Consider the following 13590-nt stretch of genomic DNA (forward strand, 5'->3'; position numbering starts at 1 on the left):
ATCTTCGCGTTGAATATTCGAAAACTATATTAATTTATTTATTTTTGCCCGTATCAGAAAAAAAGAAATGGGTATACTTTATCTTGTGCCCACACCGGTGGGCAATTTGGAGGACATCACGTACCGTGCGCTTCGGATCCTGCGCGAGGCAGATCTGATTTTGGCGGAAGACACGCGTACTTCGGGAAATCTGCTGCGGCATTTTGAAATCCGCAATGCCATGATTTCCTATCATAAGTTCAACGAACACCAGACGGTCAGCGGCATCGTGGAGCGTCTGAAAAGAGGAGAGAACATTGCCGTGATTTCCGATGCCGGCACGCCGGGCATTTCCGATCCGGGATTTCTGGTGGCGCGCGCAGCGGTGCAGGCCGGCATTCAGGTGATTGCCTTGCCGGGACCTACGGCCTTTGTTCCGGCGCTGGTTTCATCGGGATTGCCTTGCGACCGTTTTGCGTTTGAAGGATTCCTGCCGCCGAAGAAAGGACGGCAGACGCGTCTGGAAGCCTTGCAGGAAGAAACGCGTACCATGATCTTTTATGAATCGCCGCACCGCGTGGTGAAGACACTGGCACAGTTCATAGAGTTTTATGGTGCGGAAAAACAAGTGGCCGTGTGCCGTGAGATCTCCAAAGTGCATGAAGAGTGCGTGCGGGGAACTTTGGAAGAGGTGCTCGGACATTTTCAGGAAGTGGAGCCGCGCGGAGAGTTTGTCATTATTCTGGCCGGAGCGGAAGTGGAAAAGAAAAAGAAGAACAAGAACCGAAACCGAAAGGACGAGGACGAAGACAACGAGAACGAAGCCTGATTTTGTAAAATTTTAAATGACAAGAATATGAAAAAACTTTTCTTTTTGGCAGCCTGCGTATCTTTGATGGCTGCTTCTTGTACCGGAAATAAGAGTAACGACGATAATTCTGCTGCCGCAGAGCGCGACTCTTTGCAACGCATTATCGATAATAAGGATCAGGAGTTGAATGAGATCATGGGTACATTCAACGAGATTCAGGACGGATTCCGCCGGATTAACGAGGCAGAAGGCCGTATCGCAGTGGCCGACGGCAACCTGGAGTCTGCTTCAAACAAGGAAGCTATCCGCGAGAATATGGAATTCATTCAGAGCACCATGGCGCAGAACCGCGACATGATTGCCAAACTGAAGGACAAACTGCGCACCAGCTCCATCAATGCCGACAAGCTGAAAGAAACAATCGACAAGCTGACTCAGGATATGGAGGCACAGAAACAGCGTATTCAGGAACTGGAAATCCAGCTGGCAGAAAAGGACATTGTGATTGCACAGCAGGATGAGGCCATCAACAGCCTGAACAACGATGTGGAGAATCTGGCTGCCGAGAATACCAGCAAGAGCCAGACAGTAGCTGCCCAGGACAAGCAGTTGAATACAGCGTGGTTCGTATTCGGTACCAAGTCTGAGTTGAAGGAACAGAAGATTCTGCAGAACGGCGATGTTCTGAAGAGCGGAAACTTCAACAAGGATTACTTCACCAAGATTGATATCCGTTATGACAAGGAGATCAAACTGTACTCTAAGAGTGCCAAGTTGCTGACCAATCATCCGGCCGGAACTTATAAACTGGAGAAGGATACCAAAGGGCAGTATGTGCTGCACATCACCAATCCTACTGAATTCTGGAGCGTGAGCAAGTATCTGGTTATCCAGGTGCGTTAATCCGACAGACACATACATCAGGAAGCATCCCTTTGGTACAGGGGATGCTTCTTTGTGTTCCTATTTGGTCCTGTCTTTGTATTTGTTTTACATTCCGGGGCGGCAAAGGGCGCCTTCCTGACGCTCCGCAGCCGGAAATCCCGGGAATTGATTACGAAAGGATTTTATCAGATGAAAGAATTTGTAATATCAGAAGCTCAGGCCGAAACCGCCATCCTGGTCGGTCTGATTACACAACAGCAGGATGAGCGCAAAACCAATGAGTATCTAGATGAGCTGGAGTTTCTGGCCGATACGGCCGGAGCCGTCACTGTGAAGCGCTTTACCCAGCGTGCTGCCGGCCCGAGTGCCGTGACTTATGTGGGTAAAGGTAAGCTGGAGGAGATACGCGCCTATATCGAAGCCGAGGAAGAGGCTGAGCGCGAAATCGGTATGGTGATTTTCGACGACGAGTTGTCGGCCAAGCAGATGCGCAATATCGAAGCGGTTCTGAAGGTGAAGATCCTGGACCGTACTTCGCTCATCCTGGATATTTTTGCCATGCGTGCCCAAACGGCCAATGCAAAGACTCAGGTAGAGCTGGCACAGTATCGCTATATGCTGCCCCGACTGCAACGCTTGTGGACGCACTTGGAGCGTCAGGGAGGTGGTTCCGGTTCCGGTGGTGGTAAAGGTTCTGTGGGATTGCGTGGTCCGGGTGAAACCCAGTTGGAAATGGACCGTCGTATTATCCTGAACCGCATGTCGCTCCTGAAACAGCGTCTGGCTGAGATCGACCGCCAGAAGACCACCCAGCGCAGCAACCGCGGACGAATGATCCGTGTGGCACTGGTCGGATATACGAATGTGGGTAAGAGCACGCTGATGAACCTGATGGCCAAGAGCGAGGTCTTTGCGGAAAACAAGCTTTTTGCGACTCTGGACACCACGGTGCGCAAGGTGATTATCGACAATCTGCCGTTCCTGCTTTCCGATACGGTAGGATTTATCCGGAAATTGCCGACCGATCTGGTAGACTCTTTCAAGAGTACACTGGACGAGGTGCGCGAGGCAGATTTGCTGCTGCATGTGGTAGATATCTCGCATCCTGACTTTGAAGAGCAGATCAAGGTGGTGGAGAAAACGCTGGCCGATTTGAATTGCAGTGACAAGCCTTCGATGATCGTATTCAATAAGGTGGATGCCTATACCTGGACCGAGAAGGATGAAGACGACCTGACTCCGGCTACCAAGGAAAACATTTCGCTCGACGATATGATGAAAACCTGGATGGCCCGCATGAACGACAACTGCATCTTTATTTCGGCCCGTCAGAAAACCAACATCGAGGAGTTCCGCAAGGTGCTCTACGACAAGGTGCGCGAGCTGCACGTGCAAAAGTATCCGTATAACGATTTCTTATTTCAGAAATATGATGAGGATGGAGAACTGTAACCACAGTTCTTCACCCTCTTTTTGTTTTTATAAAAACCAGTAGCTATGAAGACTTATCGCAAACTAACGAAGGAGGAGATTGATTGCCTGAAACGGCAGTTCTGCGAGGCAGATGACTGGCAGCATGTTGAGGTGGCCGAAGGCTTCTCGCCGGAACATGTACGCCAGACCCGTTTTTCAGGACAAGTGCGCCTTGGGGTGTTCCATGACGAATTTACTCTGAGCGGAGGCATTGTAAAGCATTCCGGATTGAGAAATGTCACCTTGCATCATGTCACCGTGGGCGACAATTGTCTGATAGAAAACGTAAAGAACTACATTGCGAATTATTGTATCGGTGACCATACCTTTATTGAAAACGTCGATACGATTCTGGTCGACGGTAAGACCCGCTTCGGTAACGGAGTCGAGGTGTCTGTGCTGAATGAAACCGGTGGCCGCGAGGTGCTCATCCATGATCATCTGTCGGCTCATCAGGCTTATTTCATGGCTTTGTACCGTCACCGCCCCTTGCTGATTGACAAGATGCGCCGCATCATTCAGGAATATGCCGATATCCATGCCTCGGAGATTGGAACCATTGGCAGTCATGTTACGATAGTGGATTCCGGATATATACGAAATGTTCGTATCGGTGATTTTGCCAAGATCAAGGGAGCCGGTCGCCTGAAGAACGGAAGCCTGAACAGTAATGAGGCGGCTCCTGTTCACATCGGGCAGGGGGTGATTTGCGATGACTTTATTATTTCCAGTGGCTCACGTGTGGAAGACGGTACGATGCTGACCCGTTGTTTTGTCGGGCAGGCCTGCCACATGGGGCACACGTATTCCGCATCCGATTCTCTGTTTTTCAGCAACTGTCAGGAGGAAAACGGGGAGGCCTGTGCCATTTTTGCCGGTCCGTTTACGGTGACACACCACAAGTCTACCTTGCTGATTGCCGGTATGTTTTCCTTTATGAACGCAGGTTCGGGTTCCAACCAAAGCAATCACATGTATAAACTGGGCCCGATTCATCAGGGAACTCTGGAGCGCGGTGCAAAGACCACTTCCGATTCTTATGTGCTTTGGCCGGCTCGTATCGGAGCTTTCTCACTGGTGATGGGGCGCCATGTGCACCATCCTGACACCACGAACCTGCCGTTCTCTTATCTGATTGAAGAGCAGAACACCACTTATCTAGTGCCGGGAGTCAATCTGCGCAGTGTGGGTACCATCCGCGATGCCCAGAAATGGCCGAAACGCGACAAGCGTACCGATCCGAACCGTCTGGACCAGATTAATTATAATCTGCTCAGCCCGTATACCATTCAGAAGATGATGAACGGACGCCGTATTCTGAAAGAACTGGCCCGGGTATCGGGCGAAACGTCCGAGATATACTCTTATCAGAGTGCCAAGATCAAGAATTCGGCCCTGAACAAGGGAATCATGTTCTATGAAACAGCCATTCAGAAGTTCCTTGGTAATTCGATTATCAAGCGCCTGGAACAGCTGGAATATACGGATGATGAGGCCTTGCGTGTCTGGCTGAAGCCCGACTGTCCGATTGGCGAAGGGGATTGGGTAGACATTTCCGGACTGATTGCTCCGAAAAGCGAAGTGGAGTGCCTGATGGACGATATCGAGCAGGAACGTGTCCGCACGGTGGACCAGATGCACGAACGCTTTGCCGAAATGCACCGGAATTATTATGCTTATGAATGGACCTGGGCCTACGGCAAGATTCTGGAATACTATCATCTGAATCCCGAAACGATATCCCGTCAGGATGTGATCGACATCGTGCAGCGCTGGCAGGCCGCCGTGGTGGGACTGGACCGTATGGTTTATGAAGATGCGCGCAAGGAGTTTTCACTCAGCGCCATGACCGGTTTCGGAGCCGACGGTAGTCGTACAGAGCAACAGATGGACTTCGAGGAAGTGCGCGGTGCCTTTAACAGCAACCCATTTGTGACGGCCGTATTGGAGCACATCCGGGTGAAAACCGAACTGGGAAACGAACTGATAGCCCGACTGAGTGCCAAGGCTTAAAGAAAAGAGCGCGGAATCCCGGATATTCCTGCCGGGAAATGTCCGCGGTATCGACTTTTTTTGTTACCTTTGCTACACGATTAAACATAACTGTAAACTAATAAAATAAAGATTATGGCAAATGCACCAGAGTTCAAGTATGCTCCTATGTTCCAGAGAGGAAAGGACAATACTGAATACTATCTGCTGACCAAAGACTATGTGTCTGTCAGCGAGTTCGAGGGAACCCCAATCCTGAAGATTGCTCCCGAGGGTTTGACCGCTATGGCCAACGCTGCTTTCCGTGATGTTTCTTTCATGCTGCGCCGTTCACACAACGAGCAGGTGGCTAAGATTCTGACTGATCCGGAAGCCAGTGAAAACGATAAATATGTGGCATTGACCTTCTTGCGCAACGCCGAAGTTGCCGCCAAGGGCGTTCTGCCGTTCTGCCAGGATACCGGTACCGCCATTATCCACGGTGAGAAGGGACAGCAGGTTTGGACCGGCTACTGCGATGAAGAGGCTTTGTCAAAAGGTGTATACAAGACCTATACTGAGGAAAACCTCCGCTATTCACAGAATGCACCGCTCAGCATGTATGAGGAAGTAAATACCAAGTGTAACCTGCCGGCTCAGATCGACATCGAGGCTACTGAAGGTATGGAATACGAATTCCTGTGTGTGACCAAGGGTGGTGGTTCTGCCAACAAGACTTATCTCTATCAGGAAACCAAGGCTATCCTGAATCCGGCTACTTTGGTTCCGTTCCTGGTTGAAAAGATGAAGACTCTGGGAACAGCTGCTTGTCCTCCTTATCACATCGCCTTTGTGATTGGTGGTACTTCTGCTGAGAAGAACCTGCTCACTGTGAAATTGGCTTCAACTCGTTTCTATGATACTCTGCCTACTACCGGCGACGAAACCGGTCGTGCTTTCCGCGACATCGAGCTGGAGAAACAGGTATTGGAAGAGGCTCATCGTATCGGTTTGGGTGCTCAGTTCGGTGGTAAGTACTATGCACACGACGTGCGTATCATCCGCTTGCCTCGTCACGGTGCTTCTTGTCCGGTAGGTTTGGGCGTATCTTGTTCTGCCGACCGCAACATCCGTTGCAAGATCAACAAGGACGGTATCTGGATCGAGAAACTGGATTCTAACCCAGGCGAACTGATTCCGGAAGAACTGCGTCAGGCTGGTGAGGGCAACGCTGTGAAGATTGACCTGAACCGTCCGATGAACGAGATTCTGGCTGAGTTGGACAAGTATCCGGTAGCTACCCGTTTGAGCTTGAACGGTACCATCATCGTAGGCCGTGATATTGCTCACGCCAAGCTGAAAGAGAAACTGGACCGCGGTGAAGACCTGCCACAGTACATCAAGGATCATCCTATCTACTACGCTGGTCCGGCCAAGACTCCGGCCGGTATGGCTTGCGGTTCTATGGGCCCGACTACTGCCGGACGTATGGATCCTTACGTAGATCTGTTCCAGAGCCACGGAGGCAGCATGATTATGCTGGCCAAGGGTAACCGTAGCCAGGCTGTAACCGATGCTTGCAAGAAGCATGGCGGTTTCTACCTCGGTTCTATCGGTGGACCGGCTGCCATCCTTGCTCAGAACAACATCAAGAGCATTGAGTGTGTAGAATATCCGGAACTGGGTATGGAAGCCATCTGGAAGATTGAAGTAGAAGACTTCCCGGCATTTATCCTGGTAGACAACAAGGGTAATGATTTCTTCAAGCAGATCAAGCCTCGTTGTCTGGGTAACTGCAAATAATATTCAGAGCCAAGGGAGGAGTGTTTTCTGATGCCTCTCTTGGCTCATATTCTTATTCTGAGACCGGTGAACACCATTTATGATGCGCCGGTCTCAGACTGTTTATTTAAAGGTCCAATAACATGAAAACAAAGTTTCTTTCCTTTTTGGCTGCCTGCCTGTTGGCCGGGACAGTTCTGGCCGACAACCTTTCCGGAAATATCCAGGGTGTTGAGAGCGGGGCAGTCATCGTATGCAGTTATGACCCTGCCAACGGACAGGCTTTGATGCGTGATACGGTCGTTTTGCAGAACGGAGCGTTCTCGATAACCGTACCCGACCGCTTGATGCAGATTCATGTAATTGCCAAGCCGAAAGATCCTGCGGCGGCAGCCATGATGATGAGCCCCCGCAATGCCTTTCTGTTTTTGCCCGGCGACCATCTGAAACTGAACGGTCCGGTTACGGCCCTGAAACCTTCGGGGACTAGGCTTTATAAGGAGTTGGATGCCTGTGGAGCTTGGAAAAAACTGCATGCGAAATCCGATTCTTTGTTGCGGATCATCAATACCTGTTATCAGGACAAAGAGAAAAACCAGGCAATCCTGTCCCGCCTGATGGGACAGTTGAAAGAGGTCTATGCCGAACAGAAAAAGGTCTGCAAGGAGATTGTGATGCAGCAGCCCGGTAGTCTGGCTGCGGCTTACCTGGTGACGTTGCAACCGTTGAATGACGCCGTGTCCCTGATACCGCTGCTTCAGCCTGAGGTCCAGAACGGAGCATTCCGGCCTGTTTTTGACCGGATGAAGAGCGATTATGAACAGGCCCGGAAGCGTGAAGAGGCCCAGAAGACACTGGTTTCCGGAAAGAAGGCACCTGATTTCCGCCTACGCGATTTGAAAGGGCAGGAACGTACTCTTGCCGATTTTCAGGGAAAATATGTGCTTCTGGATTTTTGGGGAACCTGGTGCGGATGGTGTATTAAGGGCATTCCGCAGATGAAGGAATATTATCAAAAGTATAAAGACCGGATGGAGATTGTGGGTATTTGCTGCAATGACACGGAGAATGCCTGGCGAAACGGAGTGACTAAGCACGGTCTGCCGTGGACCAATCTTTATAACGGTTATGAAAAAGAAGTCACCACCCGTTATGCCGTCAGCGGTTTTCCCACCAAGGTGCTGATAGACCCGAATGGCAATCTGGTGCAGATCTTTGTCGGAGAGTCTGAGGAACTCTACCAGAAACTCGATAAATTATTTACTAACCAATAAATTGTAATTACCCTTATGAGAAAAGTTAAGAGATTAGTTTTGCTGGCATGCAGTGTATTCTGTCTGTCGGGCGCTGTGTGGGCGCAGAACGCAAAGCCTTTTGTCATTCCGGAGTTGAAGGAATGGAAGGGTGGCGACGGACAGTTTGTGCCGACCGCATCGTCACGCATCGTTTGTGCTTCTGGTGAGGCTGAATTGTTGCGTGTAGCCCAGGCCTTTGCCGCCGACTATGAAGAAATGTTCGGCGTGCGTATGCCGGTCATGGTAGGCAAGGCTGCAGCCGGAGATTTCGTATTCCAGCTCAAGGCCGACAAGAAGATGCCGAAAGAAGGTTATGATATACGTATCACCGACCGCGTACAGGTTACGGCTCCTGAAACCTCGGGCGCTTTCTGGGCAACCCGTACCCTGTTGCAGATGACGGAACAGTCAGACAGCCGCAGTCTGGCCAAAGGAAACATGCGTGACTTCCCGAGCTATGGCGTGCGCGGATTCATGCTCGATGTCGGTCGTAAGTTCTTCACCATCGACTTCCTGCGCGATTATGTGAAGTTCATGGCCTATTATAAGATGAATACCTTCCAGATTCATTTGAACGACAACGGATTCAAGCAATTCTTCGGTCATGACTGGAACAAGACCTATGCCGCTTTCCGTCTGGAATGCGACACTTATCCGGGGCTGACAGCCGAGGACGGTTTCTATACCAAGCAGGAATTCATCGACTTGCAGAAACTGGCCGAGAACAACTATGTGGAGATTATTCCGGAAATCGATGCTCCGGCCCACTCTTTGGCCTTCTCACACTATAAGCCGGAAATCGGCAGCCAGACTTACGGTATGGACCATCTGGATCTGGGCAATCCGGAAACTTACAAGTTCATGGACGGTCTGTTCAAGGAATATCTTGAGGGAAACAATCCGGTGTTCCGCGGCAAGCGTGTGAATATCGGTACCGACGAGTATTCCAATAAGGACAAGCAGGTGGTAGAGCAGTTCCGTGCCTTTACCGACCACTACATCAAATACGTAGAGCAGTTCGGCAAACAGGCTTGTGTATGGGGCGCTCTGACTCATGCCAAGGGTGAAACTCCGGTGAAGGTGGATAATGTCGTGATGAACATCTGGCACAATCCGTTTGCGCAGCCGCGCGACATGAAGGCGTTGGGCTATAAGATGATCAGCATTCCCGACGGACTGACTTACATCGTGCCTCAGGCCGGTTATTACTACGATTACCTGAACTGCCAGTATCTGTATGAGAACTGGACTCCGGCAGTGATTGCCAACGAGGTGTTCGATGAAAACGATCCGGCTGTTCTGGGTGGTATGTTTGCCGTATGGAACGATCATGTAGGTAATGGAATTTCGATGCAGGATGTGCATCACCGTGCTTTCCCGGCCATGCAGACATTGGCTGTGAAGATGTGGACCGGCAAGGATACCAAGTTGCCATACGCCGATTTCAACCAGAAGCGCCTGGCACTGAGCGAGGCTCCGGGTGTGAATATTCTGGGTCGTATCGGCAAGGGTAAGGAAATGGTATATGAAGCTGCTGCGGTGACTCCGGGCATGAAGACGCCTTATCGTGAAGTGGGTTACGATTACACCGTAAGCTTTGATATCGAAGGAGCCGATGAGGCCAAGGGTACCGAGCTGTTCCGTTCACGCGATGCCGTGTTCTATCTGGCCGATCCAATCAGTGGTATGCTGGGATATGCCCGCGACGGTTATCTCTACACCTTCGGCTATCGGGTAAAACCGGGCAAGGTGAACATTGCCATCGAGGGTGACAATCAGGCCAGCCGTCTGTATATCGACGGCAAACTGGCAGAGGAACTGGGCAAGCGTACTCTGTATTATAACGAGGGCGGCAAGGACAAGATGTACCAGTCACGCACTCTGGTGTTCCCATTGGAGAAGGCCGGTCAGTTCTCTAGCCGTATCAGCAATCTGAAAGTATATAATTACAAGCAGCATTAATTTCCGAAAGGGAAGTCAAAAATGCGGGGCGACATCACACGGTGTCGCCCCGTTTTTTGTATCCTTGTGCGGGTTGTTCCAAATTATCACCCTGATGATAATAAATTATCTCCCCGTCGGTAAAAGATTACTGCGCCGTCAGTAATCCATTACTTACTGCTCAGTAAAATGAAAAGATACCGCATCTTCGGGTCAGAGTATGAAAAAATCCCTTTATTCCGTGCCGGGATTCAAGCATGCAGCACAAAATAAAGGGATGAATCGTTGCGGAGCCTTTACTCCAGAATATCTTTAATGTCGTCTTTTCCCAGTTTGGAGATCCGTTCGCGCATGGCGGTGTCTCCTTTCAGGTTTTGCAGTTTGTAGTAGTCCATAAAGCCCATGTTACCGTCGCGCAGAGCCTGAGCCAGTGCTTTAGGTACCTCGGCTTCGGCCTGAATCACCTCGGCACGTGCTTCTTCAGCCTTGGCTTTCATTTCCTGTTCAGCGGCAATCGCCATGGCACGGCGCTCTTCGGCCTTGGCCTGTGCGATGTTCTTGTCGGCGTTTGCCTGATCCATTTGCAGGGTGGCACCGATATTCTTACCCACATCAATGTCGGCAATGTCGATAGACAGAATCTCGAAAGCCGTACCGGCATCCAGACCTTTCTTCAGAACCAGTTTGGAGATGGAATCCGGATTCTCGAGCACCTGCTCGTGATTTTCGGCAGAACCGATGGAGGACACGATGCCTTCGCCTACACGGGCCAGAATCGTATCTTCGCCGGCACCGCCCACCAGTTGGTGAATGTTGGCCCGCACGGTGACGCGCGCTTTGGCAATCAGCTGAATACCGTTCTTGGCCACTGCTGCTACCGGAGGGGTGTCGATCACCTTCGGGTTTACGGAAGTCTGCACAGCCTCGAATACATCACGGCCCGCCAGGTCGATGGCGGTAGCCTTTTCAAAAGGCAGGTCGATGTTGGCTTTCGAAGCGGATACCAGCGCATGCACCACGCGCTGCACATGACCGCCGGTCATATAGTGTGCCTCCAGATTGTCGCGTGTCACGTTGGTCAGTCCGGCCTTGTGCGCTTCTATCAGACAAGGCACAATGACATTGGGCGGCACATTACGGATGCGCATCAGAAACAGCTGGATGAGCGAAATGTGAACGCCCGATACCTTGGCCGACAGCCAGAGGAAGAAAGGCACGAAGTGAAAGAATATACTCAGAACGATGATGACCGCTACCGCAATGATAACCGGTCCGAAAAATTGAATTTCCATGGTTATAGGTAATTAAATGAATAAAAAAGGGTTCTTTTCAGATAAGGTTTTCTGTGCGTTTCACCCATACCTGTCCGTCGATGACACGGGTGATGACGACCGGAGTCTTTTCATCCAGAAAACCGTCGGCCGACTGTACCTGTACGATTTTTCCGTCGAAATCGGCATTGCCGATCAGGGCCAGGCGAGTCAGTGCGATTCCCCGGTCGCCCACTTTGACCGAAAGCTGTTCTTCTGTAGCGGCGGTCGAGTCAATGGTGCGCTTCAGCGAGATACGGTCCAGAGCTTTGGAGCGGAGCATCCAGATGCCCGCCACCAGACAGACAATCAGCGAAGCGGCCAGTACGATGATGCCAGCCGACAGACCGTAGCTGTCGAACACCAGCACGTTGGCACCGATGAGGCACGCGGCCGAAACGATTCCTGCCAGACTGGTTCCGGGAATGATAAAAATCTCCAGAGCCATGAAGAACACGCAGAGTACGAATAAGGTACTGATGAGAATGATGTCCATAAGCCTATGATTTTACGGTTCCTTATATGTAATAGGCGGAGAAAAGCGTTTCCAGAAGTGGAAACGCCAGATAATAAGTTCGGGGCAGAAGACTAATATCCTTGCCGGTATTTGTCTTCATCCTTGTCCTCAAGCATGCTGAGATAAGAATTGTAGCGGCTTTGACTGATATAATGGTCCTCTACCGCCCGGAGCACGGCGCAACCCGGCTCGTGTGTGTGCGTACAGTTGTTGTACTTGCAGTCGGCCGATACGGCGAATATTTCCTTGAAATAATGCGCCACCTCTTCTTTCTCCATGTCGAAGGTGCCGAAGCCCTTGATGCCCGGAGTGTCGATGATGTATCCACCCTGCGGCAGTTCGAACATTTCGCTGAAGGTGGTGGTGTGCATACCCGTATCATGCGCGTAGGAAATCTCGGCTGTTTTGGCTCCGATACCCGGAAGCAGGGCGTTCAGCAGAGTAGATTTGCCCACACCCGAGTTGCCGGAGAACAGAGTGATTTTGCCGGCCAGTTCCTGTTGCAGGACTTCAATGCCCTCGCCGTTGAGTGCGGAGCAGCAGAAACAGCGGTAACCGATGGTTTCATACAGATTTACCAGCGCCTGCATATAGCTTGTTTCGTCCTCGCTGTAGCAGTCCGTTTTGTTGAAGATGAGGCACACCGGCACCCGATAAGCCTCTGCCGAAGCCAGAAAACGGTCGATAAAGGTGGTCGACGTTTCGGGATGGCTCACGGTGACAACCAGAAAAACCTGATCCAGATTGGCCGCCAGAATGTGGCTCTGCTTGGACAGGTTGGAAGCCTTGCGGATGATATAGTTCTTGCGGTCCTCAATCTCGCTGATAAAGGCCGTACCCTCGGCATTCGGTTGTATGGTCACACGGTCGCCCACGGCCACAGGATTGGTGCTTCGGATGCCTTTCAGGCGGAAGTTTCCCTTGATCTTGCAGTCAATAAGCCGGTTGTCGTCGGTTTTGACGACATACCAGCTTCCTGTATTCTTGATGACAAGTCCTTTCATTTAGACAGTCATGATTTCTTTTTCCTTGGCAGCCAGCAAGGCATCGATCTGCTTGATGGCCTTGTCGTGCTGTTTCTGCAAGTCGTTTTCAGCATCCTTTTCCATATCCTCGCTCAGTCCGTCCTTGATGGCCTTCTTCAGCTTGTCGATGGTGTCACGGCGTGCGTTGCGCACACTTACCTTGGCAGTCTCGGCCTCCTTGCTACACTGCTTGGCCAGAGTTCTACGGCGCTCTTCGGTCAATGGAGGAATACCCAGACGGATAATCTCACCGTTGTTTTCCGGCATGATGCCCAGATCAGAGTCGATGATTGCCTTCTCGATGATGCGGAACATGCTCTTGTCCCAAGGCTTGATGGCGATGGTGCGTGCGTCCGGAGTGTTTACGGCAGCTACATTATTGATAGGTACCATGCTTCCGTATGAGTCCACACGGATGCTGTCCAGAATTCGTACGTCGGCCTTTCCGGCGCGGATGTGAGCCAATGAGTCCTCCAGATACATTACGGCCTCATCCATTTTCTCTTGTGCCTCAGCGAGGCATGCTTTTACGTCAATCATATTGAATTGTTTTAGTCGTTATTGAATTAATATTTGATGATGGAGCAAAAATAGTTTTTTT

At 50.8% G+C, this 13590-nt stretch carries 11 protein-coding genes; 7 read left to right on the plus strand and 4 right to left on the minus strand.

Annotated elements, in window-relative coordinates:
• Window positions 1–67 precede the first annotated feature (67 nt).
• From rsmI to DXA74_RS01330, 7 genes are all read left to right on the plus strand, one after another.
• On the plus strand, window positions 68–808 hold the full coding sequence (gene rsmI / locus DXA74_RS01300; RefSeq protein WP_118525024.1) for a 16S rRNA (cytidine(1402)-2'-O)-methyltransferase: 741 nt from the start codon (window positions 68–70) through the stop codon (window positions 806–808).
• 27 nt (window positions 809–835) lie between these two features.
• Complete coding sequence (locus DXA74_RS01305) at window positions 836–1693, plus strand: hypothetical protein (protein ID WP_118525025.1); 858 nt, start codon at window positions 836–838, stop codon at window positions 1691–1693.
• A 171-nt stretch (window positions 1694–1864) separates the two neighbouring features.
• Complete coding sequence (hflX, locus tag DXA74_RS01310; RefSeq protein WP_118525129.1) at window positions 1865–3127, plus strand: GTPase HflX; 1263 nt, start codon at window positions 1865–1867, stop codon at window positions 3125–3127.
• Window positions 3128–3172: 45 nt separating this feature from the next.
• The gene (locus tag DXA74_RS01315) at window positions 3173–5161 is read left to right on the plus strand and encodes a DUF4954 family protein (protein ID WP_118525026.1); all 1989 of its coding nucleotides are present in this window, start codon (window positions 3173–3175) and stop codon (window positions 5159–5161) included.
• Window positions 5162–5275: 114 nt separating this feature from the next.
• Window positions 5276–6922 (plus strand): fumarate hydratase, encoded by a 1647-nt coding sequence (locus DXA74_RS01320; protein ID WP_118525027.1) that lies wholly within the window; start codon window positions 5276–5278, stop codon window positions 6920–6922.
• A 122-nt stretch (window positions 6923–7044) separates the two neighbouring features.
• Window positions 7045–8175: a TlpA disulfide reductase family protein gene (locus DXA74_RS01325; protein ID WP_118525028.1), complete on the plus strand. Its 1131-nt coding sequence runs from the start codon at window positions 7045–7047 to the stop codon at window positions 8173–8175.
• 15 nt (window positions 8176–8190) lie between these two features.
• Window positions 8191–10158, plus strand: a complete 1968-nt coding sequence (locus DXA74_RS01330) for a family 20 glycosylhydrolase (RefSeq protein WP_118525029.1) — start codon at window positions 8191–8193, stop codon at window positions 10156–10158.
• 275 nt (window positions 10159–10433) lie between these two features.
• Here DXA74_RS01330 and floA read toward each other — a convergent pair whose 3' ends face one another.
• From floA to frr, 4 genes are all read right to left on the minus strand, one after another.
• Window positions 10434–11429, minus strand: a complete 996-nt coding sequence (floA, locus tag DXA74_RS01335) for a flotillin-like protein FloA (RefSeq protein ID WP_118525030.1) — start codon at window positions 11427–11429, stop codon at window positions 10434–10436.
• Window positions 11430–11466: 37 nt separating this feature from the next.
• Window positions 11467–11943, minus strand: a complete 477-nt coding sequence (locus tag DXA74_RS01340; RefSeq protein ID WP_118525031.1) for an NfeD family protein — start codon at window positions 11941–11943, stop codon at window positions 11467–11469.
• Window positions 11944–12035: 92 nt separating this feature from the next.
• Window positions 12036–12968, minus strand: a complete 933-nt coding sequence (gene rsgA / locus DXA74_RS01345) for a ribosome small subunit-dependent GTPase A (RefSeq protein WP_118525032.1) — start codon at window positions 12966–12968, stop codon at window positions 12036–12038.
• Window positions 12969–13529: a ribosome recycling factor gene (gene frr / locus DXA74_RS01350; protein WP_118525033.1), complete on the minus strand. Its 561-nt coding sequence runs from the start codon at window positions 13527–13529 to the stop codon at window positions 12969–12971. It abuts the gene before it with no gap.
• Window positions 13530–13590: the final 61 nt, after the last annotated feature.

The organism is Bacteroides sp. OF04-15BH (genome assembly GCF_003477995.1).
In the GTDB taxonomy this organism is placed as follows: domain Bacteria; phylum Bacteroidota; class Bacteroidia; order Bacteroidales; family Bacteroidaceae; genus Paraprevotella.

Bases quoted from the DNA above. Each gene is read 5' to 3' on its own strand.
- rsmI (WP_118525024.1), top strand. From the start codon at position 68: ATGGGTATACTTTATCTTGTGCCCACACCGGTGGGCAATTTGGAGGAC.
- DXA74_RS01340 (WP_118525031.1), bottom strand. From the start codon at position 11,943: ATGGACATCATTCTCATCAGTACCTTATTCGTACTCTGCGTGTTCTTC.
- DXA74_RS01320 (WP_118525027.1), top strand. From the start codon at position 5,276: ATGGCAAATGCACCAGAGTTCAAGTATGCTCCTATGTTCCAGAGAGGA.
- frr (WP_118525033.1), bottom strand. From the start codon at position 13,529: ATGATTGACGTAAAAGCATGCCTCGCTGAGGCACAAGAGAAAATGGAT.
- DXA74_RS01305 (WP_118525025.1), top strand. From the start codon at position 836: ATGAAAAAACTTTTCTTTTTGGCAGCCTGCGTATCTTTGATGGCTGCT.
- floA (WP_118525030.1), bottom strand. From the start codon at position 11,429: ATGGAAATTCAATTTTTCGGACCGGTTATCATTGCGGTAGCGGTCATC.
- DXA74_RS01330 (WP_118525029.1), top strand. From the start codon at position 8,191: ATGAGAAAAGTTAAGAGATTAGTTTTGCTGGCATGCAGTGTATTCTGT.
- DXA74_RS01315 (WP_118525026.1), top strand. From the start codon at position 3,173: ATGAAGACTTATCGCAAACTAACGAAGGAGGAGATTGATTGCCTGAAA.
- DXA74_RS01325 (WP_118525028.1), top strand. From the start codon at position 7,045: ATGAAAACAAAGTTTCTTTCCTTTTTGGCTGCCTGCCTGTTGGCCGGG.
- hflX (WP_118525129.1), top strand. From the start codon at position 1,865: ATGAAAGAATTTGTAATATCAGAAGCTCAGGCCGAAACCGCCATCCTG.
- rsgA (WP_118525032.1), bottom strand. From the start codon at position 12,968: ATGAAAGGACTTGTCATCAAGAATACAGGAAGCTGGTATGTCGTCAAA.